Source organism: Parashewanella hymeniacidonis, assembly GCF_016900895.1.
Classification (GTDB): Bacteria; Pseudomonadota; Gammaproteobacteria; order Enterobacterales; family Shewanellaceae; genus Parashewanella; species Parashewanella hymeniacidonis.
In genome coordinates, this window is the sequence record NZ_JAFEUN010000037.1 from 1 (window position 1) to 24,725 (window position 24,725).

At 39.8% G+C, this 24,725-nt stretch carries 18 protein-coding genes and 2 pseudogenes; 17 read left to right on the top strand and 3 right to left on the bottom strand.

The features are described 5' to 3' along the window. Positions 1–207, top strand: a 207-nt coding sequence (locus JQC92_RS09200; RefSeq protein WP_204999375.1) for a hypothetical protein, incomplete at its 5' end; no start/stop codon positions are given. Positions 208–282: 75 nt separating this feature from the next. Here the strand turns inward: JQC92_RS09200 and JQC92_RS09205 are convergent. Continuing rightward, on the bottom strand, positions 283–1,446 hold the full coding sequence (locus JQC92_RS09205) for a hypothetical protein (RefSeq protein ID WP_204999376.1): 1,164 nt from the start codon (positions 1,444–1,446) through the stop codon (positions 283–285). A 460-nt stretch (positions 1,447–1,906) separates the two neighbouring features. Between JQC92_RS09205 and JQC92_RS09210 the strand changes: the two genes are divergently transcribed. The 15 genes and pseudogenes from JQC92_RS09210 (at position 1,907) to JQC92_RS09280 (ending at position 19,491) form a co-directional block, all read left to right on the top strand. After that, the gene (locus JQC92_RS09210; protein WP_204999377.1) at positions 1,907–2,953 is read left to right on the top strand and encodes a helix-turn-helix domain-containing protein; all 1,047 of its coding nucleotides are present in this window, start codon (positions 1,907–1,909) and stop codon (positions 2,951–2,953) included. Between the two features lie 479 nt (positions 2,954–3,432). Beyond that, on the top strand, positions 3,433–4,047 hold the full coding sequence (locus tag JQC92_RS09215) for a c-type cytochrome (RefSeq protein ID WP_204999378.1): 615 nt from the start codon (positions 3,433–3,435) through the stop codon (positions 4,045–4,047). A gap of 25 nt (positions 4,048–4,072) precedes the next feature. Then, positions 4,073–5,221 carry a cytochrome-c peroxidase gene (locus JQC92_RS09220; protein ID WP_239480489.1) on the top strand — a complete coding sequence of 383 codons (1,149 nt, stop codon included), beginning with the start codon at positions 4,073–4,075 and terminating at the stop codon, positions 5,219–5,221. Between the two features lie 2 nt (positions 5,222–5,223). After that, a complete protein-coding gene (locus JQC92_RS09225) occupies positions 5,224–6,735 on the top strand; it encodes a parallel beta-helix domain-containing protein (RefSeq protein WP_204999380.1) in 1,512 nt (503 codons plus the stop codon). A 331-nt stretch (positions 6,736–7,066) separates the two neighbouring features. Then, on the top strand, positions 7,067–7,768 hold the full coding sequence (locus JQC92_RS09230; protein WP_204999381.1) for a prephenate dehydratase domain-containing protein: 702 nt from the start codon (positions 7,067–7,069) through the stop codon (positions 7,766–7,768). Between the two features lie 295 nt (positions 7,769–8,063). Next, the gene (locus tag JQC92_RS09235; protein ID WP_204999382.1) at positions 8,064–9,005 is read left to right on the top strand and encodes a LysR family transcriptional regulator; all 942 of its coding nucleotides are present in this window, start codon (positions 8,064–8,066) and stop codon (positions 9,003–9,005) included. 808 nt (positions 9,006–9,813) lie between these two features. After that, a complete protein-coding gene (locus JQC92_RS09240) occupies positions 9,814–11,142 on the top strand; it encodes a flagellin N-terminal helical domain-containing protein (RefSeq protein WP_204999383.1) in 1,329 nt (442 codons plus the stop codon). An 82-nt stretch (positions 11,143–11,224) separates the two neighbouring features. Next, positions 11,225–11,533: pseudogene (locus JQC92_RS09245) on the top strand (flagellin); the annotation flags it as partial. Between the two features lie 662 nt (positions 11,534–12,195). Then, the gene (locus JQC92_RS09250) at positions 12,196–12,576 is read left to right on the top strand and encodes a flagellar protein FlaG (protein WP_204999385.1); all 381 of its coding nucleotides are present in this window, start codon (positions 12,196–12,198) and stop codon (positions 12,574–12,576) included. Between the two features lie 42 nt (positions 12,577–12,618). Continuing rightward, complete coding sequence (fliD, locus tag JQC92_RS09255) at positions 12,619–13,980, top strand: flagellar filament capping protein FliD (protein ID WP_204999386.1); 1,362 nt, start codon at positions 12,619–12,621, stop codon at positions 13,978–13,980. A 24-nt stretch (positions 13,981–14,004) separates the two neighbouring features. Next, positions 14,005–14,346, top strand: coding sequence for a hypothetical protein (locus JQC92_RS09260; RefSeq protein WP_204999387.1), 342 nt, complete (start codon positions 14,005–14,007; stop codon positions 14,344–14,346). Positions 14,347–14,352: 6 nt separating this feature from the next. Next, entirely contained in the window at positions 14,353–14,754 is a 402-nt protein-coding gene (gene fliS, locus JQC92_RS09265) for a flagellar export chaperone FliS (protein ID WP_204999388.1), read from the top strand. 490 nt (positions 14,755–15,244) lie between these two features. Beyond that, a complete protein-coding gene (locus tag JQC92_RS09270; RefSeq protein ID WP_276315789.1) occupies positions 15,245–16,678 on the top strand; it encodes a sigma-54 dependent transcriptional regulator in 1,434 nt (477 codons plus the stop codon). Positions 16,679–17,148: 470 nt separating this feature from the next. Continuing rightward, positions 17,149–18,126 (top strand): annotated as a pseudogene (locus JQC92_RS09275) (sensor histidine kinase); the annotation flags it as partial. A gap of 15 nt (positions 18,127–18,141) precedes the next feature. After that, positions 18,142–19,491, top strand: coding sequence for a sigma-54-dependent transcriptional regulator (locus tag JQC92_RS09280; RefSeq protein ID WP_204999390.1), 1,350 nt, complete (start codon positions 18,142–18,144; stop codon positions 19,489–19,491). Between the two features lie 28 nt (positions 19,492–19,519). On the opposite strand, the gene JQC92_RS09285 is transcribed toward JQC92_RS09280, so the two are convergent. Both JQC92_RS09285 and JQC92_RS09290 read right to left on the bottom strand, forming a co-directional pair. Beyond that, on the bottom strand, positions 19,520–21,052 hold the full coding sequence (locus JQC92_RS09285) for a hypothetical protein (protein WP_204999391.1): 1,533 nt from the start codon (positions 21,050–21,052) through the stop codon (positions 19,520–19,522). Positions 21,053–21,176: 124 nt separating this feature from the next. Continuing rightward, the gene (locus JQC92_RS09290) at positions 21,177–24,191 is read right to left on the bottom strand and encodes an ankyrin repeat domain-containing protein (RefSeq protein WP_204999392.1); all 3,015 of its coding nucleotides are present in this window, start codon (positions 24,189–24,191) and stop codon (positions 21,177–21,179) included. A 182-nt stretch (positions 24,192–24,373) separates the two neighbouring features. Between JQC92_RS09290 and fliE the strand changes: the two genes are divergently transcribed. Next, positions 24,374–24,709 carry a flagellar hook-basal body complex protein FliE gene (fliE, locus tag JQC92_RS09295; RefSeq protein ID WP_204999393.1) on the top strand — a complete coding sequence of 112 codons (336 nt, stop codon included), beginning with the start codon at positions 24,374–24,376 and terminating at the stop codon, positions 24,707–24,709. Positions 24,710–24,725: the final 16 nt, after the last annotated feature.

Genomic DNA, 24,725 nt, shown 5'->3' on the forward strand with positions numbered 1-24,725 from the left:
TCCTTCTGGAAACGCTCACTAAAAACAAATTTGCTTTTGATATTTATCACCAGAGTTGGACTTCCTGCTCTGGCGAGCTCGCTTGTATTTGTGACTTTAGATCATATAGATCTGATCAGTCCCACAAAAAAATATGCGCCCATTAATTTGTGGGCGCTTATTAATGAAGCAAGTTGTAATTTACTACTCTGTACCAGTTTTAGCTAACGTTGTTGCGGTTGTGCTTGCCGGCAAAGGTAGTGAGTCATCAAACTGCATTGTTAATATAATTTGTTGCTCTTGCTATGAATCAACTTCATCAGTATTCGGTCCGTATGCTGCTTCCGTATATGTTTGAATTGCTTGAGCTAACTCTTTTGGAGTCATACTATCGGTAATGTCTGGCAATGGCTTAGACATCACTCCTCCATCAGTGTCTTCCGTTGATTCTTGCGATTCAAGAGAATCTCGACGCATCGCATGGGCTCTTGCTTTCATTGCATTAGCCATTATATCCATAGGTGTCAGATTTTCCTGTTTATGAGCTTTTCTTGCCTCTGCTTCCGCGTCATGATCGACTTTCTTCAGCTGCACACCTCCTTCAATGGCTGTTAATAACTCTCCTATACCTGCTGGTTTAGTGGTAGCAGGGCCAGTTGTTGATACTGCTATTGGTGGTGTAGGCGCAGATACAGGTGGGGGTGGTGGTGGGGTAGGGGCTTGCCCTAGCTCACTAGGTAGAGCTGGGGCTGTATGAGGCACCTTTGCTTCGTCACTATTTGCTGGCACCATGACTTCTGTACCATACTCATCAACTTTGCCATCGGCAATATCTTGTATAATCGCTAATAAACGTGCATCAGCCTTTTCATCAATGATAGCTTTAGGAGAGTTTTTTCCAGACGCTCCTGTTAAATCATGAACAACCTTGAGAGGGAAGTGTTCTTCAATGGGTTCTAGTTTATTTTCTCCTTCTTCACCTTCGATACTGTGCATCGATTGAATTCCTATAACACCTGCTTTATCCATTGTGACAAATGCAGCGTATGCATCAGGAGTGCGTTTATAAGCAACGGTAAACCTTTGGCCTGGCCTAAGATCTAAATATGCCTGTTCATTCTGTACACGAATATGCTTGCTTTCGCAATCTAGGTTGCCTGTAATCGTTATGAAGGTCTCTTCTGGGTGCTCAACAACTTTCCCTAACTCTCTTGCAGTATCTTCATGGTGGCTGAAAAAGCTAACTAAGCCTCTAGCTTCAAATTCAGGAGTAACTTCGCAATCAGCATTTGTCTTGAACTTAACACTGTATTTTAAATTTGATGCTTCTCCTCTTTCATCTACTCGAGAAGTAGAGAATGTTGAATTACTTAAAAAGTGACCTAAGTCACCATTTAAATGAGTAATATGATTTTGATTGCTCCATGCAATTTGTAACATCCCTGATGCTGGGGCTGATCCTGGCATAATGTTACCTTTTTGCATATTGGTTAGAAATTTTTGAACACTATATCACCAGCAATTGTGAACATTACATTAAAGATCTTTCATTTGAGACAGTTCAAAATAGAACTTTGTATGCTAATTTTTTCGGCTGATTACGAGATGTAGCACTGTTACGGCCGTTTTTAAATGTGTGAACCACATTTGAACCACTTTTGAACCACATGAGTAATCAAAATAGATAATATTTTCCGGAAATATTGGTGTAATAAAGGTAAACTTTTTTAAAAAAATGGTTGTTAACTGTGTAAATATTAAAGAAACTTCATCATTTTACCTTTGAATCTCCCTTTCTGTTAATAAAGGTATAATGAGTTACACATATCAATCAAACCTGTTTGTTGTATCAATGTTTCTATGTGTTAAATTAAATTAACAGACTGTATAGTGACGAGAAGATGATATAACTATAAAGACAAATAGCATGTTAACAACGTTACTTTATCACTTCGCTTTTGCTCAGATGTGTTTCTGCGTTTTAATTCTATTAAAGCAATTTCCAAGAAGTCAGCCTGTCTGGTTTTTTATTCTACTAATGGGTTGTGGCTGCGGTTATGTGCTTGGTCGTTTGTATTCCTCTCCTGAATCAAAAAATATTTTTTTAGTTATCGATTTTATTACAAGTAACGCATTGCTTGGTGTTTTTTGGCTCGTAAGTTACAGCGTATTCGGAGAGAATAAACGATTTCGAACATGGCACTATCTTGTTGGCTCAAGTACTTTGTTACTGCCTGTTGTGGTTAACGGCACTTCTGCTGCACTTAATTTTGACATGGGTGTTGGCGGTATTTTAGTTAAGCCATTCAACTATATTCAACTCGTTTTGGAGTTAGGGTTGTTGTTACATGCTTTATGTATTGCTATTACTCATTGGCGAGATGATTTGGTGCAAGAACGGCGATACATTCGTGGAGCTGTTTTAAGTCTTGCTGCTATTTACATCGGTTTTATTATTATATTCGAACAAGTGCTACAACTGAGCTGGCAAGGTTTTGAACCCGTGAAAGGTGTGTTGTTGGTCTTACTGGTCACTGTGATTAATTTCTTTTTAGTTGATGTTAAATACGATGTGTTTTTTGCTTCAAAAGAACCTAAAGTGCCTGAATCAACTGATCTTGAAGCGCAACCTAGAGCAGAATTAAAACGAATTTTGACTGCAATGGAAGCAGAGAAATTTTATCAGCAAGAAGGGCTGACCATAGCAAAGTTGGCAAAGCATGTTTCGATACATGAATACAAGCTTAGGAATATCATCAATGGTGAATTAAATTACCGCAATTTCAATGATTTTCTCAATTATTACCGCATAAAAGAAGTCACTGAAAAGCTAGAACTGCTGGAGTTTAATCAAATTCCTGTATTAACAATGGCGCTAGAGAGTGGGTTTAGATCGCTAAGTTCATTCAACAAAGCCTTTAAAGAAACGCATGGTAAGACGCCAACAGAGTATCGTAAACACGCAATAGGTTAGTGTGAAATCGTAAAAGCGCAACAATACTCCAACCTAGAAGGCGTTCTAAATGAGTCATTTCTATTTGTTACTGCCTAAAATTGGCAAAATCTAGGCACGAAGGAAGGGATTTTAGTGAACTAAACGAAAAATGAATCACGAAGGGTTAGTCAATTTTAAGAGTAACCCGAAGGGCTGTGTTTATTTTTTCGTTCTTTGAAATAAAGAGTTTCTGTGTTGCTGAATGTTTATGTAGGAACACAGTAACAACTGCACTTCATATTCGTCGCCTTGAATAAACAGAAAATCGAAATAGTTAATGGAGAACGCCCTCTAATTATCCCGAGTTCAGGTTAATTAATATTGCTTATGCACTTCCTTCCCTTATAAAAGCTGACGATTTATAGAATCCGTCAGCTTTTTTTATTTTTCCGTCAGCATTACTGCACAACAACCCATATATTGTTTCTACGTGATGTCGCAAATTGGAACCGTGCTTCATGAGGAATAAAAATTATAATTTAACGCTATTGTTTGTGTTTACAATAGGTCTCGCTTTAAATCTTGAGGCGAAACAACCGAGTGAACTTTATCAAAGTTGTACTGCTTGTCATGGTGAACAAGGGCAAGGTAACGAGGCTATTCATGCGCCTGAAATTGCAGGTCAACATGCTTGGTATCTGCAAAAACAACTTCAGGATTTTAAGCATGGAAGACGTGGAGTTAAAGCAAAAGATCTGCTTGGTAAGCAGATGGCGGCAATGATGAAACCGTTATCTGATAAGGATATCATTGAACTCTCCGAATACATTTCTTCATTTAACACTTCCAGTAATCAAGTTAATACCACCACAGAACACATGAATGGCTATCGTTATTATCAAGCAAAATGTGGTGCATGCCATGGTGGTGTGGCTGAGGGAAACCAAGCGTTTTCAGCGCCTAGATTGGCAGGTTTAGGTATTGAATATTTACAACGCCAAATGAGTCATTTCAAAACAGGCATTCGAGGTTACGCACAAGATGATAAAGTTGGCCGTCAAATGGCGATGATGTCAAAAATCGTCAACGACAAAGAGCTTGGGGATATTTTAAATTATGTTTCGAAGCTTTAAATATTTCACACTTGTCGTGTTGTTTATGAGTATAGCGTCAGCTCACGCAATAACGTTATCGTCCAATTGCCCACCAAGCTTTGAAAACGTGAATGGTGTTTGCAAGCTTGTTACTCGTTATCAATTCTATGATTCGGTTCAAGGCAGAGGGGTTGGTGGAACGCAAACCGCTTTACCTAAATACCGTGATGGTTTTACGCCTCAACAAATAGACTTAGGACGATACTTATTTTTTGATCCAATCTTATCTAAAGATAATTCGCTATCTTGTGCAAGCTGCCATCGCCCTGACAAAGGACTTGCTGACGGACTGGATAGAAGTGTTGGAGTAACAGGAGAAAAAGTTAGCCGTTCTGCTCCTACCTTATGGAATATGGCCTTTTTAGATAAATTCTTTTGGGATGCAAGGGCGACCACGCTAGAAAGACAAGCAGAAGGCCCTCTTTTCGATCCGAAAGAAATGGGAAATACGCCAGAAAAACTGATGATAAAACTGAACGGAAATAGAAAATATCAGTTGTTATTTCAGCAAGCATTTCCACAATCAAACGAGATTACACTCAATAATATCTACACCGCTTTATCAGCGTTTCAGGCTTCGTTAATCTCGCTGAATAGCCGCTATGATCAGTACGCGCATGGTTATCATCAAGCTTTAACGGAGGATGAGATTAAGGGGCATAACATTTTCCGATCATTCGTCGCCCGCTGTTCAGAGTGCCATCAACCGCCGTTATTCACTAACAATCAAGTAGCGGTTATTGGTGTGGCTGATCCTGAAGGTACGCCAAGAGATATTGGTGCACAAAAAACCTTTAAAGCTGAAAAGTTACGGGGAGGATTCAAAGTTCCCACACTGCGGAATATTACAAAAACGGCGCCTTACATGCATGCTGGCCATTTTGAGAAGCTAAGAGACTCTGTTGAGTTTTATAACAAGGGGCGAGGCCATGCGGTACCGGAAGGAGAAAACCTTCAATTGCACTGGCACATTTGGGAGCCCAACCTGACGGATGAGGAAATCGACCTTATCGTCACTTTTCTTGGTGCATTAGAAGATGAAAGCTTAACTCCACAAACACCAATGAGTGTGCCTTCTGGTTTACCTGTTATTGATTCGAATTTTCAACAACAAAGAAACGGATTTAAAATTACAAAGAACGGAGAAGAATAATTATGGATACCAAAAAGCTCCTGGTTCCACTGCTAATCGTTGGTGCATTTGCAGGTGGAATGTATCTAGAGAAATCTAAAGTACAACCTGTACTGACTTCGAGCCATCAGGATACAAGTTATATTGGTGGTTACGATGAGTCGGCAGATAAAGATAAAGGTAATAGTAAAAGTGTCGTTAAAAATGCTATCGAGGGTAAAACTCATATTGTGGAGGATGGCGACTCCATCATGAAGGCAGTCAAAGCTGCTAATTCTGGTGACACCATACAAATCATGCCCGGCTTGTACCATGAAACCGTTTATATTGATAAAAACGACATCCGCATTATTGGGGTGATTCAAGAAGGTAAGCGTGCAGTTTTAGATGGTAAGGGAAAGCTCAATGACGCAATCCTTTATTCGGGTAACAATATCGTTGTTGAGAACTTGTACATCACTAAATACAAAGGCAATGGTGTGATGGGACAAGCGGGTAACAATTTTGAGATCCGTAATAACATCATTGTCGATACTGGCGTTTATGGCATATTTCCGCAATTAGGGAAAAACGGTGTCGTTGAGCATAACGTTGTATCAGGCATTGAGGATGCTGCCATCTATGTAGGGATGAGCGATAACATTCATGTCGCACATAACGAAGTTTTTGATAGCGTTGCAGGTATCGAGATAGAAAACTCAAGACATGCCATAGTCGAAAACAATTATGTTCATGACAACACGGGTGGCTTACTGGCTTTTATTACACCCGGCTTACCGATAAAAACAACCAGAGACGTGATTTTCAGAAATAACTTTATCGTAAACAATAATACTGCAAACTTTGGTGCTCCAGGCTCGACGGTTTCAGGTATTCCAGCGGGAACAGGAATATTAATCATGGCGGCTGATGAAGTTATCGTTGAAGGCAACATCATTACCGGTAATAAAACTGCTGGCATTATTATTACGGATCATGAAAACGCACCCAATACCACCATTGATCCTGAGTCAGACCCTACACCGGACAAGGTCATGATTTTAGATAACCTAATGGCGAACAACGGTTATGACACCATTGATGAAGCGAAAGCGCTGTTATTAACCGAGTTTAAGGGCGGAAACCCAGATATCATTCGTGTAGGGGATCACCGTGACTCATGCATCATTAATCGCCACCGCTATATTACTGTAGGTGTAAATGATTGGGCTGAGTGTAACTTCAATAACACGGATTCAGTAGACACTTATTTACTCGATGAGCCCGTCCCTGCGAGAGAGATTGCACTCGAAGACAAAGGTAAAGTGGCTTATTTAGGTATTTGCACAGGTTGTCACACCTACAGTGGTCGAATGATCGGCCCACCGGTTCAAATTATACAAGCGCTTTATATGGATAATCCTAAAGGACTCGCTGAGTATATCGCTAAACCAATTAAGAAGCGTGAAGATTATCCCGAAATGCCGCCACAGAACTATTTAGATGAAACGACTCGACTCGCAGTAGCTGAATATATGTTGAAAGTCAGAAATTAAAGTCTTTTATTGATGAGTGTTACCGCTAATACTGAGGTAACACTCAACTTATATACCCATATATGGTACTTGAAGATGCATGTTTCAGGACTTTTTCAGCGGCAATTCTTTGAGGCGCATTAGGGAAGGAATATCGGGATTCTTTCGAGCTAATGTAACAAAGAAGAATTGGCGATGAGAAGTCCACGCAGTGCGAGTTGCACAGCTTGTTACTCTTCGTTGCCAGTGCTAACAATAGCTCACTATTGCTGCACACCGTCGTCTTGATTAACAAGTTGTGCATTCTCGCTGAAATCGAGCATCTTCAGGTATCATGGGTATAGAACATTGTATGAAATCTGTGACTGTGTTTTTACTTTTGATTTTCAGTACGTTTTCAGCATTGGCTCAAACGGTTTATGTTCAAGCTTCAAAAGGTAGCTTTAATGATCTTGCAATTCAAAAGTTCACGAAGCGTCATCCTAAGTTACTACTCACTCCAACATTCACTGGCACACTTAATAATACTTTTAAGTTAGGTGTAGAACACTCCACACTTGTGTTCACAGCCGTATCAAATTCATCGCTCAAAGGACAGTTGGTTCCTCAAGCAGTACAAGCACTTCAAGACTATAAGATTGATCGTGTATTAGGGCATGTTGAGTTATCCATAAAATTTTGCGCTTATATTCTCAAGGATGAATCGAAAACACCAAAGACGGTAGTTTCACACCCAGCAGCACTGCTTCAAATCTCGCATTGGGTGAGTCAAAATCATTTACAAACCCAAGATGAGTTGGCAGGAACGGCAGTAGCCGTTAAAAACTTGTCTTTAAACGAATACTATTCAAACACATTGGCCGTTGGCTCGTGCCAATTAAAATACACCTATAAAAACCTCGAATTGTTTGCAGAAAATGTCGGGAATCATAAAAAATCTTATACGCAGTTTTTATTGATGAAAGTTCATAAAAGAGCACAGCCTATAGCCTTTAATTCAGCATCTACTGAACTTATTGCTAAATTAAAGGGTTTAACGTTGAAAGTAGAGTAATTACTGTATGTTTGTCTTGCGATAATGTTTTTTGCCAGCGTAAATGTCGGAAACTAACAATATAATAACAACTTAATGGTAAACACTGTGTTTCTAATACTAGAATAATGTAACCTCATTTTGATATACTTCTAACGAAATAAGCATAATTCCTGACATAACTAGTCAAGAATTATCAATAAAAATAAAAGCGATGTTGTCTAAACGTTGAGGAAAGTCTGATTTTTATCACGATTACTCTGATATTTAGGTAACAGAACACTTAACTAATCTTGCGTTACTTGAGGCGGCTTTAATGTTAGAACTATTAGAACCAATCGCCATTTTTACCCATGTTGCCCGTGCGGGTAGCTTTAGTGCAGCCGCCCGTAAATTGGGCATTTCCAAATCAAAAGTGAGCACTCAGGTCGCAGATCTTGAGCACAAACTTGGCATTCAACTCATTCAAAGAACGACACGCAGTTTGAGCTTAACTGAAGCGGGTACTCTTCTCTATGAACAAGGTGAAGAGTTATTACGAGATGTTGAACAATCCGTTGCCAGTGTTCATAACTTAAATGAATCAACTCGTGGTGTTTTAAAAGTCGGTATCTCTCAATCGTTTGGTACGATGCATTTAATTCCTGCATTGCCAGATTTTATGATGCGTCATCCTGAACTTGAGCTTCAGGTGAGTTTACTTGACCATAAAGTCGATGTTGTGAATGAAGGGCTAGATCTTCTATTGACGATGTCTGAGCAACTGCCTCTTGGTATGGTGGCACGCCCGCTGATGAAGAGTCAGTTTGTTTTGGTGGCATCGCCAGAATACATTGCTAATAACGGTGAGCCAACTCGACCAGAAGAGTTAGTCGACCACAATTGTTTAGTGTATCAAGGTGAGTGGCATGAGCATAGCGTGTGGCAATTCAAACGTGGTGAAGATTACTGTGAGATCAGTGTTTCAGGTAACTTCCGCGTTGATAATGCGCCAGCACTTAAATCTGCTGCTATCAGTGGGTTAGGTGTCGTTTATCTTGCCTCTTATTTACTTGAAGATGAAATCGAAAAAGGTACGTTAGTTCCAATTTTAAGAGATTGGCAAATGACGCATCACCTACCACTGCAAGCGGTTTATCCTCGCCGTAAGCATCTGGCTCCAAAAGTCAGCGCCTTTATTGAGTTCATTAAAGAACATATTGGCGAAGTCCCTTACTGGGATCGCAAGCTTCAAGACCTGTATTCTGAACGAAAGTAATTGTTTTATAGAAGTTTTTAGCCTTGTTTAGATTGAAAAATCGGAAACATTGTTCTGTAAACAAGATACTGATTAGCAAAATCTAATATTCATTTTTTGGATTTTGTATACAAATCAGTATCTTGTTTTGTTTTAGGGCCTATTCAAACAGTTATTTGAATGTTTCAAAACAGTGAATTTTTATTTACGAATATTGCACATTTTATTCAATTCCATAGAATGGTGGTCAGTTAATTAAGGATGATTTGATTCCATATTTAAGATAAGAAACGACCCCTTTTATCTTAGATAGGCAAATCCGCTTACACTCTCCAGTTATAGCAGTTCTTAATTGATGTCAGTAGCTTACCCTATTTCGAGCTATTGACTTTACAACCATCACCCTCGTTTTGGTTAACCCTGAGCTTTGTTGCTCGGGGTTATTTTTTTTGCCAGTTAACGATTCTCTTTATGTGTTGCCTCCAATGTTGATAGCTTAAGAAACATTAACAAAAGTTAATCTTTTATTTCTCAAGTTGGCTGAATATTGTCCGCTAACAAGTTTGTGGTTAAAAAATCGTCTGTTGCATTTGCAGTAGTCGGTAATCCAATCACGGTGTGGATTGCGAGGGTTTGCGATCTTTTAGTTAGCAAGGATGCTGATACGGCTTTTATGTTCAATAAAAGCTTCTATTTGTTCCCTTGTGTTGTATTTCACGGCTGCTGCAGTCACTCGTGAAAATGGGTAAGACATACAACACCTAAAAGATAAATCATCAAAAGTTCTCTCCGCGGTTGGTGTCAATCAAGGACTTAAGAGGACAACATAATGCCTATTACTGTAAACACAAACGTGACAGCAATGCGCGCTCAAGGAAACACCAACCGTGCAAACTCAATGGTTGCTCAATCTATGCAGCGCCTTTCATCTGGTCTACGCATTAACTCTGCAAAAGATGATGCAGCAGGTCTTGCAATCTCAAACCGTCTAACATCGCAAATCCGTGGTATGGATGTAGCACGTCGTAATGCGAATGATGGTATTTCGATTGCACAAACGGCTGAAGGTGCGATGCAGACTTCAACCAACATCTTACAGCGTATGCGTGATTTAGCACTGCAATCAGCGAATGGTTCAAACTCTGCGTCTGATAGAGCAAACCTGCAGAAGGAAATTACATCACTCCAGTCTGAGTTGACTCGAATTGCTGATAAAACTCAATTTGGTGACGTTAAGTTATTCGATGGTAATTTTGGTACACGTCAGTTCCAAGTTGGTGCGAATGCGAATGAAACGATTGGTGTGAGTTTGAGTGATATTTCAGGAGATCAAATTGGTAGAAGTGTATTAGGCGTAACAGGTAACGCTATTAAAACGATAGATGGAACATCTACAAGTACAACTCTGACTTTAGGTACGACAGATACTGAAATTACTATCGGTGCGGCGGGTGCTAGTGGGTCGCTCGATGCTGCAGGTCTTGAAGCTGCAATAAATGGAGTTGATGGAATTAGTGGAGTTACGGTTTCTGGTGGTGACGTTACGGTTACTCCTGAAGTTCTAGCATCAAATACAATTACGATAGAAAATATTAATAGACTGGAATCTGGTGATTCAGTTGTCGTTGCAATTGATGGAGAAAACGTTACTTTTGATAATACATCAACCGAAAACGCAGGTACTCTTGTTACAGCTATTAATGCTGCTATGACTACGGCATCGAATACAAATATCACGGCTTCACTAGATCCAAATGATAGTGATATTGTTGTTTTAACTGCAAGTGGAACTTCATCTTTTTCTGTCACAGCAGGTACAGTTGTTAATACTGGTGGAAGTAATACAACTGTTGTTGGTAGTTTTCAAATAAATGATGGTACGAATAGTGCGTCAACTTTTGATAATGCAAATCAAACACCCGATGTAGATTCTATTCCAGTAGCAGCTGCTGCTGAGACAACAACACGTACTGATTTCAGCGTGGTATTTACAAGTGCTACAGTAGATGAAGGAACCACAGCACTAGAATTAGACAGTAGTGCAGCAGATCTTGCGAGCACAGCATCTTTACTTGTAAGCATTCACCAGAGGGGTATTGACAATCTCAAACTCCCGTTTATTGGCATTTATAACTACAAGCTTGCCATTGTTTTGTGACACAAGTACCACCCCGCAAGTAAGTTTCACTGTTTATTTGAAAAGTCAATACGGGGCTGGTGAATGGTTACCTTTACTTAGTGTGAATTCGATAGATATTGGAACCGATACCGGTGCTCAAAGTGCACTAGCTGTCATTGATGCAGCATTAGTATCTATTGATAATGAGCGTGCAGATTTGGGTGCGATTCAAAACCGTATCAGCTATACCATGGACAACCTTGCAAATATCCAAAACAACGTGTCAGATGCACGTAGTCGTATTTTGGATGTGGATTTTGCTCGTGAGACTTCTGAGATGACTAAGCAGCAAATCCTGTTGCAATCGTCTTCTGCGATGTTGGTGCAAGCGAACCAAATCCCGCAGATTGCGTTGTCATTGTTACAATAAATTCTACCGTCATACCAACGTGGGCTGGAAATGAAATAACGACAGTCCTGTATGTCGATAATCTAGCGACTTTAAAAGAGTCACTCGTTTGAGTGGCTCTTTTACATTCGAATTCGACTAGGGATGAGATTTCTTCGAAATCTATAAAGTCGTGGTGCTGCACACCACACTGCCCAAAGGGGCGTTCTCCAGCAAACGCCCCTTTGGAAACCCCATGCCGCCCCAACGAAGCTAAGCGTTTCAGATATTTTTGAATAAATAACTAACGCCTCAGATGGGACGTCCTGTCCCACTGAGTCTAGCCTGACATCCCTGTCAGGCTTACGTCATTTCATATTCAAAAATATCTTCAACAGCTTCAATGGGATGACCCAGCCCTTATACCGCATATCTTCAATAAATAAACATGTAACCCTGCAGGCGACAACAGTTCCTCACGACTTTTAAACTTCGAAGAAGTTTCATTAATACGCAATAAAAAACAAAACCATAAAGTTTTTATGATACCCGCCGATAAAGTAGAGAACGAGAAAACCAATTGGTGGTAAATGTGATCTCGACACAAAACGAGTGAGCAGAACCTAAGTACACAACAAGTCCTAGGTTCCTAATCACTCGATAGAAAGAAGTATTAGGATTAAATTTCCGTAAGGAGAAGGCAAATGGACATGAACACAGTGGCAACTGGCTCAAATGTTGCTAATGATAAAAAAGTTAATCAGCAAATTGACGCAGCACCTTTGCAGAAACACGAGCAGCAAGCTGTTCCTGAGTCTGAACAAGGCCATCCTCGTGTCGAGGAAGCGGCAAAGGCGGCAAATATTGGCGCTTTAGAAGAAACGGCACATGAACTGACTGAAATGATGGCGCTTTCACATAAAAGCATTCAATTTCAGGTGCATGAGGACAGCGGTAAAACGGTCATCAGTGTTACCGATACTCAATCAGGTGAAGTGATCCGCCAACTTCCGTCAGAAGAGGCACTCAAACTCGCTGAAAAGTTTGCTGAAATGTCAGGTTTATTATTAAAAACAGAAGTGTAAATTGACGCTTAACGTCATTATCGCATTACTTCGGAGTCAGAAATGAGTATCGCATTACAAGGTCAAGGTACAGGTTTAGATATTGGTGGTATCGTGAGTTCACTCGTGGGCGCTGAGCGAGCACCAAAAGATGCCCGTTTGAACCAAAGTGAAGCAAGGTTTACTGCTGAAATTTCAGCAATCGGGTCGCTTAAAAGTGCCATTACTACGTTTACCGATGCACTGGAAAAGTTAGAAGATCCTGAAACATTCCTTGGTAACAAAGTGACCTTGCCAAATAGCGATTATTTTACGGCTAAAGCTGATGAAGATGCGGTTGCAGGTAGTTACGATATCACCATTGATCAACTTGCGCGCAGTCAAAAAGTTGGTACGACCAACGTTGCAGACATTACCGCACCTGTTGGTGAAGGTTCGTTAACATTTGAAGTTGATGGCGAAAGCTTTGATATTCAAGTCGGTGCTGATGATTCGCTGCAAGATGTGATGAAAGCGATAAATGCCGACGATGATAATGTTGGAGTAACAGCCGCAATCATTAACAGTGATGGTGGTGCGAAACTCGTTTTAACCTCAAATAAAACCGGTACAGATAATAATGTTACGGTATCTGCATCTGATAGCGGCGGCGGTACTGGTTTGTCTGATACCTTTGATATGACTGAGTTACAAGCGGCTGAAAACGCCATTATTCAAGTGGATGGCTTGCAAATTACTTCTCAGTCAAATGAAGTGGAAGGTGCCATTACAGGCATTACGCTTGATTTGAAAAAAGCCGATGTAGATGAATCCATCACCATAAAAGTTGAGCCAGATAAAGAAAAAGCGAAAAAAGAAGTTGAAGAATTTGTCGAAGCTTACAATAGTTTAATGAGTACCATTGATGGTTTAACCAGCTTCAATGCTGATACAAACCAATCTTCGATTTTTCAGGGTGACTCGATGGTTCGAGGTATCGAGTCTCAGCTACGATCGTCAATATCCAGTGGTTTCAGTACAGAAGATGGTGAGCTACGTTTAGCTGAATTTGGCATTTCAACGACTCGAGATGGCACTTTAGAAATCGACGATGATAAGTTAGATGATGCACTGGATAATAATCTGTCTGACATGTCAGATTTTTTCGCAGCTGAAGATACTGGTTTTGTCGCTGACATCACCGCTAAGATGGAAGTGTATACTCAAACAGGTGGTATTCTAGATTCAAGGGATGAAAGCGTTGATCGCCAAGTTAGTCGAATTCAAGATGACCGAGATGCTTTAAACTTGAGAATGGTTTCTTACGAACAACGTCTAACTAAGCAATACAATGCTATGGATGCTGCAGTAGCGGAACTTAATGGGCAGTTAGGACAGATACAAAGTGCCTTGAGTTCTTTACCAGGTTTCACAAGAAATCAATAACTTGAAATCCTAAAGGTTAGTGCGATGAATGAAGTAGTAATGGCCAAGATCAATAGCGTCAATGCAGAAATTAATCAAATTATTACTGGATTAGCAGCAAGTCGTGATAATGACTTCAATAAAGCTGAAGATCTGGCATCCTCTTTGCTCGATCAAATTGATAAGCGTCAAAAATTGTTGAATGAGTTAAATAAAGAATCCGATACCGAAGAGTTAGGTGGATTTTTAACTCAGCAAAAAGCGCTAGGACAGAACTTTATTGACAAGCTAACAGAACATCGCAAATTTTATTACGATGCGATAACTAAGATGAAGGCGAGTAGTCAAAAAGTTGGTTTATATCAATCAGTAAATAAAAGTAGGTAGGTATCCATGAGAGGCTCTTTACAGTCTTACCGTAAAGTATCGGTGGACAGCCAGTTATCAGAGGCATCACCACATCGTATTACACAAATGTTATTTGCGGGTGCGTTAGAACGAATTGCTCAGTCTAAGCATGCAATCGACAACAACGATATTGCAAGCAAAGGTGCTTTAATCGGTAAAGCTATTGGTATTGTGCAAGGTTTACGAGGTTGTTTAGTAATGGATGACTCTGAAATTGGCCAAAATCTAAATAGCTTATACGATTTTGTTCTATCAGGGTTATCACAAGCAAATATTAACAATGACACAGCTGTATTAGATGATGTTTCTGAGATCTTAAGAACGATCAAAGAAGCGTGGGATCAAATTCCTCAAGAAGAGCACAATATCACAGCTCATGCGAGCTAGAGACATAGTGTATCAAATTTATTGCTGTAACTGGTGAAGTGAACAGTTAATTCAACACCAGTTAACAGCAGTGAAAACAATTTATTTCTTCACTGTTTTACCACTATACTCTCAGCACTTTTGTAGCTCGTTTCAGCAAACCTCTGTATTTGTCTGCTTCGCTCTGGCTGTGAGTTTAGATATAATTTTAAGAAATGGAAAAACCAGTCGCCTTGTTATAAAGACAACAGTTTTCATGTGTTAAAATTTCGTAGAAAGTCACTTTTTTGACAATTAAAACTGCGGTTGTGTGTATTTTAAGCTATAAACAGATGAGAGCGAAAGAATAGCTAAGTTGGACTTGCTTATCTCTGCTTGATAATACAATATGCCTCGTGGATTATAAGCGTTTACGATTGGATAACATAAAATCACTAAACGTAATACTGAAAATAACAACAAAATTGATTGTACTACGCGAGACGACCTTAGCGCATTGATGGCCTTTTAAATGATGCAAATAGATCAACGAATTTTACTTGTCGGAGCAGAACCAGAACGATTTAATCGTTTGGTTTGTATTTTAGAATTTTTGGGTGAACAAGTTGAATTTGTTTCAATCGATAAGCTAGTTAGCCTTACTCAAGGAAATCGTTTTAGAGCTATCATTGTTGAGCAAAATTCAAATTTTCAAGAAGCGATTCAAGGAATCGTTCGCCAATTACCGCACCAACCATTTATTGCTTTAGCTGGAGATACTTCTCTAGACGCCAGTAATATTGTTGGCTCTGTGAACGAACCACTTTCATATCCTCAATTAACTGAGTTATTACATTTTTGTCAGGTCTTTGGTCAAGCTAAGCGTATCGAAGTTCCTACCAGTGTTAATCAGACAAAACTCTTCCGAAGCCTTGTTGGTCGAAGTGAAGGGATCAACCAAGTTCGCCACATGATTAATCAAGTAGCTGGCTCTGATGCTACAGTGTTGATTTTGGGTGAGTCTGGCACAGGTAAAGAAGTAGTGGCACGTAATATCCATTACATGTCTGAACGCCGTGAAGGCCCGTTTATTCCAGTTAACTGTGGGGCTATTCCTCCTGAACTGCTTGAGTCAGAACTGTTTGGTCATGAAAAAGGATCATTTACTGGTGCGATAACCGCTCGTAAAGGTCGCTTTGAACTTGCCGAAGGTGGGACACTTTTCTTAGATGAAATTGGTGATATGCCTCTGCAAATGCAGGTGAAATTACTACGTGTTCTTCAAGAAAGAGTTTTTGAGCGTGTCGGTGGTACTAAGACGTTAAAAACGGATGTGCGTGTTGTTGCGGCAACTCACCGTGATCTTGATAAGATGATCACTGAAGATAGCTTCCGTGAAGATTTATATTATCGCTTGAACGTATTCCCAATTGAAATGCCTTCATTGAAAGAGCGCCACGAAGATATACCTCTGTTATTACAAGAGCTGGTGGCGCGTGTATACAACGAAGGTCGTGGTAAAGTTCGTTTTACTCAAAGAGCCATTGATTCGTTAAAAGAGCATTCGTGGTCAGGTAACGTTCGTGAGCTTTCGAACCTAGTGGAAAGGTTAACTATTCTATTCCCTGGTGGTTTAGTAGATGTTAATGACTTACCACATAAGTATCGTCACATCGATGTCCCTGAGTATCAGGTTGAGATCAGTGAAGAGCAGGCTGAACGCGATGCGTTAGCGGCCATCTTTAATGATGAAGAACCAGTGGAAATACCAGAAACACGATTCCCAAGTGAGTTACCACCTGAAGGTGTGAACTTAAAGGACTTATTGGCTGAGCTTGAAATCGACATGATTCGCCAAGCATTAGATCAGCAGGACAGTGTTGTTGCACGAGCCGCTGAAATGTTGGGTATTCGCCGCACAACGCTTGTGGAAAAAATGCGTAAGTATGGCTTAAATAAAGATTAATTCCATTGTCTACCTGAATAAGGGCTTTAGTTCAATACTAAAGCCTTTTTTGTATCTATACCCATGATACCTGAAGATGCTCGATTTCAGCGAGAATGCACAACTTGTTAATCAAGGCGACAGTGTGCGGCAATAGTGAGCTATTGTTAGCACTGGCAACGAAGAGTAACAAGCTGTGCAACTCGCACTGCGTGGACTTCTCAGCGCCAATTCTTCTTTGTTACATTAGCTCGAAAGAATCCCGATATTCCTTCGCTAATGCGCCTCAAAGAATTGGCGCTGAAAAAGTCCTGAAACATGCATCTTCAAGTATCATGGGTATATACCTTGTATACCTATGACCAATGAAGTTGTTCTACTTCAGCTTATGAACTTTTGCTGGCACAGTTAATGCTTTCGCATTCATATTGATATTTTTTTGACGTGATCAATCATCTGATTGAGGCGTTTGCAAGTATGAGTGAGGTTGCCATATGTCGGATCGAATGGAACGAATTCTTGAAGCTATGCCTTCAGGCGTTGTGATCTTAGATAGAAATGGAATTGTGTCGCAGACAAATCCTGTTGCGATTTCATTACTTGGTGAGCCGTTGGAAGGTCAAAGTTGGATATCCATTATTCAACGCTCTTTTGCACCTCAAAAAGATGACGGTCATGAAGTTTCATTAAAAAATGGACGCCGAGTAAAGTTGGCAATCACTCCGCTTGAAGAACAGGGCGGACAGCTCATTGTATTGACGGATCTGACTGAAACCCGCCAATTACAGAATAATATCTCACACCTTCAACGTTTATCCGCACTCGGAAAAATGGTGGCAAAACTTGCCCACCAAGTAAGAACACCACTGTCGGCAGCCATGCTCTATGCCACTAACCTTACAAACCCTAAGTTGCCTGAGTCGAGTAAATCTAAGTTTCAAATGAAGTTGATTGACCGCCTTAATCAACTTGAAAGACAGGTCAATGACATGCTGCTCATGGCAAGAGGGCGACAAGAGCAGCAAGGTGAAGAAACCTACCTAACAGATGTTATTTCTCAAGTTCAGGCTGATTGTGAGCCGATTTTGCAAAAGCAAAACTGCAAACTGACATTGATAGATTCTTCTTCATCGAAATTGTTAGCTAACGGTAATGCGCTCGGATCAGCGGTCAATAATTTAGTAATGAACAGTTTAGAGGCCGGTGCTACTGAAGTTGTAGTGAAAGCAAGTCAAAGCAATGCTCAGTTGTTTCTTGAGGTGATAGATAATGGCGCAGGCATTGATAAAAACCAAGAGAAGCAAATTCTAGAGCCATTCTATACCACGAAATCGCAAGGCACCGGGCTAGGCTTAGCCGTTGTGCAGTCAGTTGTGATGAATCATGGTGGCAATCTCAACCTGAATTGTGAGTTGGGTAAGGGATGTCATTTTGTTCTGAATTTTCCAGCATTGTCTGCTGCAGCATAATTTGAGGTGTTAACTATGAGCCAAGCAAAGATATTACTTGTAGAAGATGACGCTTCGTTACGTGAAGCTTTAGTGGATACGCTTTTAATCGCACAGTATGAGTGTTTGGATGTAAGCTGCGGTGAAGATGCAATCATTGCACTGAAAAGCCAAACTTTCGATATGATCATCAGTGATGTTCAAATGGACGGCATTGGTGGTATTGGCTTATTGAATTATGTCTCTGTGCATTACCAGCACGTCCCCGTATTGATGATGACTGCCTACGCAACCGTTAATGCCGCTGTTGAGGCAATAAAACTCGGTGCCGTAGATTACTTATCTAAACCTTTTGCAACTGAAGTGTTATTAAATCAAGTCAGTCGTTATTTACCGAATAAAATTGATGTTGAAAAGCCGATCGCTGAAGATGAAAAAAGTATAAATCTATTTTCTTTGGCTAAACGAGTCGCAAAATCAGAGGCGTCAGTAATGATTATGGGGCCCAGCGGATCCGGCAAAGAAGTCATGGCGCGTTATATTCACCAAAATAGCGCCAGAAAAGAACAACCGTTTGTCGCAATTAACTGTGCTGCTATCCCTGAAAATATGCTTGAAGCTACATTATTCGGTTATGAAAAAGGCGCATTTACTGGCGCACATCAGGCTTGTCCTGGTAAGTTCGAGCAAGCTCAAGGTGGTACGTTGCTTCTTGATGAAATTTCAGAAATGGAAATTGGACTGCAAGCGAAGTTGCTGCGTGTACTTCAAGAGCGTGAAGTTGAAAGACTCGGCGGTAGAAAAACCATTGAGCTTGATGTACGTGTATTAGCAACATCAAATCGTGATTTAAAAGCAATGGCTGAGTCAGGTAAATTCAGAGAAGATCTTTATTATCGAATAAACGTATTTCCCCTAACGTGGCCTGCACTTTATCAGCGCCCAGCCGATATCATTCCATTGGCTAAACATCTTATTGGGCGTCACAGTCAAAAACAGGGGCTGATGGTTACACCTGAGCTTGATGAGTTGGCTTGCCGGAAACTATTAATGCATCGCTGGCCAGGTAATGTTCGGGAGCTGGATAATGTCGTTCAACGTGCATTGATTTTGCATCAAGGTGAGCAAATTGTTGTGGATGATGTCATTATTGACGTTAATGAAGTACCAGGCAGTGCTTACATAGAGCAACCTGATAATTCGAGTACCACTGCGGATAGCTTAGGCAATGAACTTCAAAGCCAAGAGCACATGATTATTCTTGAAACACTAAATCAATGTAACGGAAGTCGTAAAGAAGTCGCAGATAAGCTTGGAATCAGCCCTCGCACCTTGCGCTATAAAATGGCAAAAATGCGAGATGCTGGATTAAATATTCCGGGCTAGAATGTATCATTCTAGCTTGCCTTTTTTATCAGTATTCATCAAGAATACTTCCTTTTTTTTCTTCAGGTTTAGCGCCATTTACCCAAGGAACATCAGCAAGCATTTTTTGAATCTGGTCATTAATGGGAGTCTCACTGACTCCATCTATTCGTTGACCGCCATAAGTGACTCGCTCTATTCCATCTCTGTAAGCGTTATCTTTTTGATTTGCTGCTCTATCTCGAACATCTTTTTCACCAGCGTTAATATCTGCAATTTGGTTTATATTGTGAATAATCGAGTAATGGACCTTTTCATGTTCGGCTTGTTGAATAATTAACTCGCATTTATTACTGCCAACTTCAACTTTAAGGTTGATATCTATTTTGTCGTTTAATTTGATGTGTAATGAAAATTGACTGTAAAGCCCTCTTGTCATTCTATGTATCACTAAGTTAGATGATTCAAAGTGATGGGTTGCAATAGTGAGAGCGATTAGAATTTGTGCTCTGCCGTGTGGAGAACCATGATGTTTTCTCAAAAAACTCATCCAATCAAGTGTTTCAATCGGCATATCGCTTCGGCAAAGTGACTCTTGCTGAGGCTGTCCTTGCACACGAAAGCTGAATCGGTCAGGTATGTGAAGCGTCGCTTTTTTAAATTCTGGAGAAAGTGATTCTGCAGGCTGAGTAGCGCTAATGCTAGCCTGTGGTTTCAAAGAAGTTGATTCCTTACTTTCACCATCGTTTCGAGATGCAGTTTGGAAACCAGTATCTTCTATTGTCTTTTTTTCATGGGTAGTGTCTTGTTCCATCATTTTTGTTTGTATAGCACGGCCACCCTCTATATCGGCAGCTGGCAATTCTTGCACTGTTTTGTTGGCATTGGAATTAATATTGATTAAGTGCGGATTTATTTTAACAGAACCCTTTCTCTCTTTTTGGGTTCTAGCTTCTGTTGAGTTTAAACTACTCATGCTGGGTGTTTCATCCGAACTTGCTATGCTCACTAGGTCTGCTGGAATATTTTCCGTGCATTCTTTTAGCGGCATTTCGGTACTTGGGTTTTGAATTGGGGAAGATAGAGGTGTTGGCAATTGATTGGGGATAAAGTAAATATCTCTTTCATCTACGGGAGACGGAGAGTGGTTAACCCATACAAATGCATCTTTATCACCTGTTTTATTAACCATTTTTTTAAAGCTGCTGTGAACAATAAAGGTATTCATTTCTTGGGTTTGCCCCTCAACTAAAACCCATTCTTCACTTAAATGTTTATGTGGGCTAGAGATTTGTCCGCACATCTTGTTCCAAAATAGTTTTTGAATTGAGTTAAAGGCTGAATCTTCTTCTGATATAGGTGTGTAATTATTATCTAGAAGCTCTAAATTTCGGTTTGGGTGCATTTTGAAAAAAATATTGAGTGACTCTTTTTCTTCACCTTCTCTGTACAATAATACCTTATATACTTTTTCTGGTCGTAATTCACTTGAAAAATGTTGTATGTTTTCTGATGTCAATAACCTTCCATAAGTGGAGTTAAAACTATTTGTTGAAGTATCTTTTGTAATTGCTGTAGCCATAACTTCACCACTTAATTTTTGATATTTCAGTTGGAAGCTAACACAGGTACTTTTAACTCTCTGTTAATTGAACATGAACAAAGTATCATTAACTAAAATTGAGTAGGCCTCTTAATTATCAAAATCATTTTTTTAAATCTTGTAAAGGGAAGGAACCTGGATCTAATGCTGCTGGTTTGCTGAGATTTTCTGGGGCGGACGTTACGCTTTTGGGTTTAGTTTTATTTGTCGAACTGGTGTTTCGGGCGTCTCCACGTTGTGTTGCATGCCTTTGTATCATGTCTGCAAGGATACGCTTCATCTCTGAAAAATCTGATTTTGAATTATACAGATGCCATGTACTTTTTGTGTCTAGTAATCCTACAACTCTTGTTTCAGACATTTTTATACCTGCTGCATTAGTGCGACTTCTAACACATTCTTTTTCATACTCTTCTTTAAATACTCTTGCAGCTTCAATGTTATTGTTATCCACTGCAATAGCAAAGGCATCCATTTCTTGTGATGAAGTCGAAAACAGAACACCCTCGGAATGGTTAATTAAAAGCTGAAGAATTTGTTCATTGCAAGGTGTCATTCTTGCTGCTGCCATGAGCGGTGTATCACCTGCACAAGCTTTAATTTGCTTCCAGCAGGCATCATCAACGTTATGGTTACGGGATCTAGGTATTGAGAGCCTAGTTTCGGCAAAGCGGGAGTCACACTTTAGCAATGCTGTTAGTGCACCTATATTATTTTCACTAACAGTCAAATGGGCTAAACCTTTTCCGTAAATATTTCTTAGATTAAATAGCCCTTGTAACCGATTACTTTCTTTATACCTAGCGTAAAGAAATGCCACAACTTCTCTCGAACTCCTAACGCACGCAGACATAATCAAAGGCTTTCTTTTGTCAAAAATATCGAAACCTTCGTTTTCCAGTATTTTTATTATCTCAATAGTGTTTAAATTACTAGTTTCAATAATAAACAGTGCATCAACAATTTGTGGGAGTCCTACTTCTTTTGATAATTTTCTAGGTTTTACTGACTCAACAAGCCACCGCAAACGCTTGAGGTCATTAGCTTTAATTAAGCCTACGAAGGCCGCTCTTTTTTCTCTGTATGGTAAATTATTGATTTCATCTTTACTTTTAGTGTGATAGTACGGGGTTACTTGATCTTGGCGGCTTTTGCAGTTGCGCAAACATTGATTTTCTTCGCTGTCATAGCGAAAACGGTCTGCCACCCCTCTATACATAGCCGCTCTTTGGCCTTCGGTTAGATTCCTAAATGCTGGGTACTTAGCAATAAGCTTGATAGCATTACTTGTAATAACTTTTCCTAGTTCTACTAGAAATTTATTATGTACTGGCACCAAAGAGCTAAATTCTGTACTTGGTTGTTCCAGTAAGTACTGTAAACATTTGGTGTCCTCTGAACGTGCAGCACAATAAAATAAGGTGCCATCTTTAAAAGGATAGCGTGCATCGGCTAAAGAAACGTCAGTGGCTTTTAGTATAATTTGAAGACATTCTAGTTGATTATGTTTTATCGCAGCCAGTTCAGGGTACCCCTCATAAAATCGTTCATTTTTTCTGACCGTGGTAGCTAATTTTGGTATGCAATAAAGTGCTTCTAGAACTTCGTGATTACCATTTGCTGCTGCAAAAAAAACAGCATCGCTATAACATTGAGGGGAGTCTTTTAATTTCAAATTCAATAAAATTTTAGCTGCTTTTGTCGAGCATTCAGTTGGTTTGTGTTTGCAAATGGCTTCAAGAGAAGCTAAAACAACTTTTTGAGGGCACATTTCAAGCACTTCAGGAACAATGAGATGAATGAGTTTTTCATCTATTACACTCTTGTGGTCTGTTAAGTGGCTTCCTTTAGATAGCATGACTTCAATGCATTTTGCTCTCTCTTTTGGAACCTTTAAAAGTGGCAGTATTTGACGTGCATACATCGAATCAAGTTCAGATATAAACGCTACGAATTGTTCGCTATTTGATGAGGTTGGATCATTAAGTGCATCTATGCATTTTCGCTTTAAGTCAATTTTATATAATTCATCGGGTTTAAACTGTTTTGAAAGTAGATCCAAACGATCTATTACAGTGAGGATTGATTCTTTACTGTCAGCCGTTGAGTTTGAGAACGCTTTTTCAATGATTAAGCTTCGTATGTGTGGTGGTAAATTGGAAAAATTTATTTTAATTAAATCGGATGGCTTTATTGGTGTTGATTTGCCATCGCGTTTAACTGTAACTTTATGATTGCTGTGTACTTTTACGTCTTCGGAAGTTGTTGTGGAAATGTGGATGGAATCGATTGGGCACATATGTGAAGCAATCTTGGAGGCTAATATATCGCTGTTAAGAACTTTAATCACTTCGCCTAGCGTAACTTCACCTGGAGTCTTTGATTGAATTTTTGAACAGATTTTTTGAAATTCCTCCTCACCGATTGCATCTTTAATATCTTGAACGTTGATCTCATCAGCATTACTTCCCCTTGCATTCGTTAACAAATACCTGGCGTATCTTATTGAAAAGTAGGCTGGACTTATTCGCTCTTCTCGGTATTGATCATAGCCAGTTAAAGGGACTGAAGCATCTTTATGTACCAATGCCCATTCATCTCGGCCCGTTTCAACTGTTTTCTTTTCTTTTGGTATTTGGCTCTGGTATTCAACAAAGAGATCTAAGCTTCGACTGTCCATGAGTTGATAAACGTGAGTCATATGAACTGCCTGCCGCACATTCGAAGCATTGAGGATGATAATAGCTCTGTCGATTCTAAAAGGTAAAAACAGAACATCTACAACGGCAAATTGTTTTAAGGCTTGTTCTTTTATTTTGATGTCGATAGTTGTGTCGTTCAATAACTGTGTTAAACGTTCCTGCTTAAGGCTTAGGGAGTCTGAACCATTTGGAACGTCGGTTAATTGAGCTGAATTTAGTTGCTGGAGTGCTTTAGCCACATTCGAAAGCAAAGTTAAATTTTTACTACCAGCTTCGAAAACAGTCTTAGCGGCTAATTCTAACCTAGAGAGAGTATCAGACTGGTTGTCACGAGCAGGTAGTGATTGTTCTTTCGTTACTGATGTTTCATAACCTGTTGGGGTTCCTGATAATGAAGATCCAGCTGCAGAAGCCATTTAGAGTCTCGATTATTAAAAGTGTATTATAAGTAAAGCTTAACAAGTAAAGAGTTCCTTATTGTGAATGAAGGATTAGCATTTAGTTAACATTTATTTATGCGTATGGGTCTCTTGGCATACTATTTGCATTTTTAGTATCGAGTTCATAATCGTCAAAAATAAGTCGCAGGGAGACGAGCATGCAAATCGGAGCAAATTCACTTTACGCTGAAATGGAATCCATTAAAGGTGAAGTAACCCCGTCAGTAAATTTACAAGGTGGTTTAGTTCGCGAAATCAATAACACCAGTGGTGGTGATTTTGGCGAATTGCTGTCAATGGCGATTAACAATGTTAATCAGCTGCAATCTAACTCAGGTAGCTTAGCTACTCGTCTAGAAATGGGTGATACCTCGGTAACTTTATCAGATACAGTTATCGCACGTGAGAAAGCGAGTGTGGCATTTGAAGCAACGGTTCAAGTGCGTAATAAGCTCGTGGATGCTTATAAAGAAATCATGAATATGAGCGTTTAAAGCTAAGAGTAAAAGG

What these genes read in the sequence shown, in the direction of transcription:
- JQC92_RS09250 (WP_204999385.1), top strand. Translation starts at nt 12,196, where the DNA reads ATGGACATGAACACAGTGGCAACTGGCTCAAATGTTGCTAATGATAAA.
- fliE (WP_204999393.1), top strand. Translation starts at nt 24,374, where the DNA reads ATGCAAATCGGAGCAAATTCACTTTACGCTGAAATGGAATCCATTAAA.
- JQC92_RS09210 (WP_204999377.1), top strand. Translation starts at nt 1,907, where the DNA reads ATGTTAACAACGTTACTTTATCACTTCGCTTTTGCTCAGATGTGTTTC.
- JQC92_RS09270 (WP_276315789.1), top strand. Translation starts at nt 15,245, where the DNA reads ATGATGCAAATAGATCAACGAATTTTACTTGTCGGAGCAGAACCAGAA.
- JQC92_RS09235 (WP_204999382.1), top strand. Translation starts at nt 8,064, where the DNA reads ATGTTAGAACTATTAGAACCAATCGCCATTTTTACCCATGTTGCCCGT.
- fliD (WP_204999386.1), top strand. Translation starts at nt 12,619, where the DNA reads ATGAGTATCGCATTACAAGGTCAAGGTACAGGTTTAGATATTGGTGGT.
- fliS (WP_204999388.1), top strand. Translation starts at nt 14,353, where the DNA reads ATGAGAGGCTCTTTACAGTCTTACCGTAAAGTATCGGTGGACAGCCAG.
- JQC92_RS09240 (WP_204999383.1), top strand. Translation starts at nt 9,814, where the DNA reads ATGCCTATTACTGTAAACACAAACGTGACAGCAATGCGCGCTCAAGGA.
- JQC92_RS09220 (WP_239480489.1), top strand. Translation starts at nt 4,073, where the DNA reads ATGAGTATAGCGTCAGCTCACGCAATAACGTTATCGTCCAATTGCCCA.
- JQC92_RS09290 (WP_204999392.1), bottom strand. Translation starts at nt 24,191, where the DNA reads ATGGCTTCTGCAGCTGGATCTTCATTATCAGGAACCCCAACAGGTTAT.
- JQC92_RS09260 (WP_204999387.1), top strand. Translation starts at nt 14,005, where the DNA reads ATGAATGAAGTAGTAATGGCCAAGATCAATAGCGTCAATGCAGAAATT.
- JQC92_RS09285 (WP_204999391.1), bottom strand. Translation starts at nt 21,052, where the DNA reads ATGGCTACAGCAATTACAAAAGATACTTCAACAAATAGTTTTAACTCC.
- JQC92_RS09280 (WP_204999390.1), top strand. Translation starts at nt 18,142, where the DNA reads ATGAGCCAAGCAAAGATATTACTTGTAGAAGATGACGCTTCGTTACGT.
- JQC92_RS09205 (WP_204999376.1), bottom strand. Translation starts at nt 1,446, where the DNA reads ATGCCAGGATCAGCCCCAGCATCAGGGATGTTACAAATTGCATGGAGC.
- JQC92_RS09215 (WP_204999378.1), top strand. Translation starts at nt 3,433, where the DNA reads ATGAGGAATAAAAATTATAATTTAACGCTATTGTTTGTGTTTACAATA.
- JQC92_RS09225 (WP_204999380.1), top strand. Translation starts at nt 5,224, where the DNA reads ATGGATACCAAAAAGCTCCTGGTTCCACTGCTAATCGTTGGTGCATTT.
- JQC92_RS09230 (WP_204999381.1), top strand. Translation starts at nt 7,067, where the DNA reads ATGAAATCTGTGACTGTGTTTTTACTTTTGATTTTCAGTACGTTTTCA.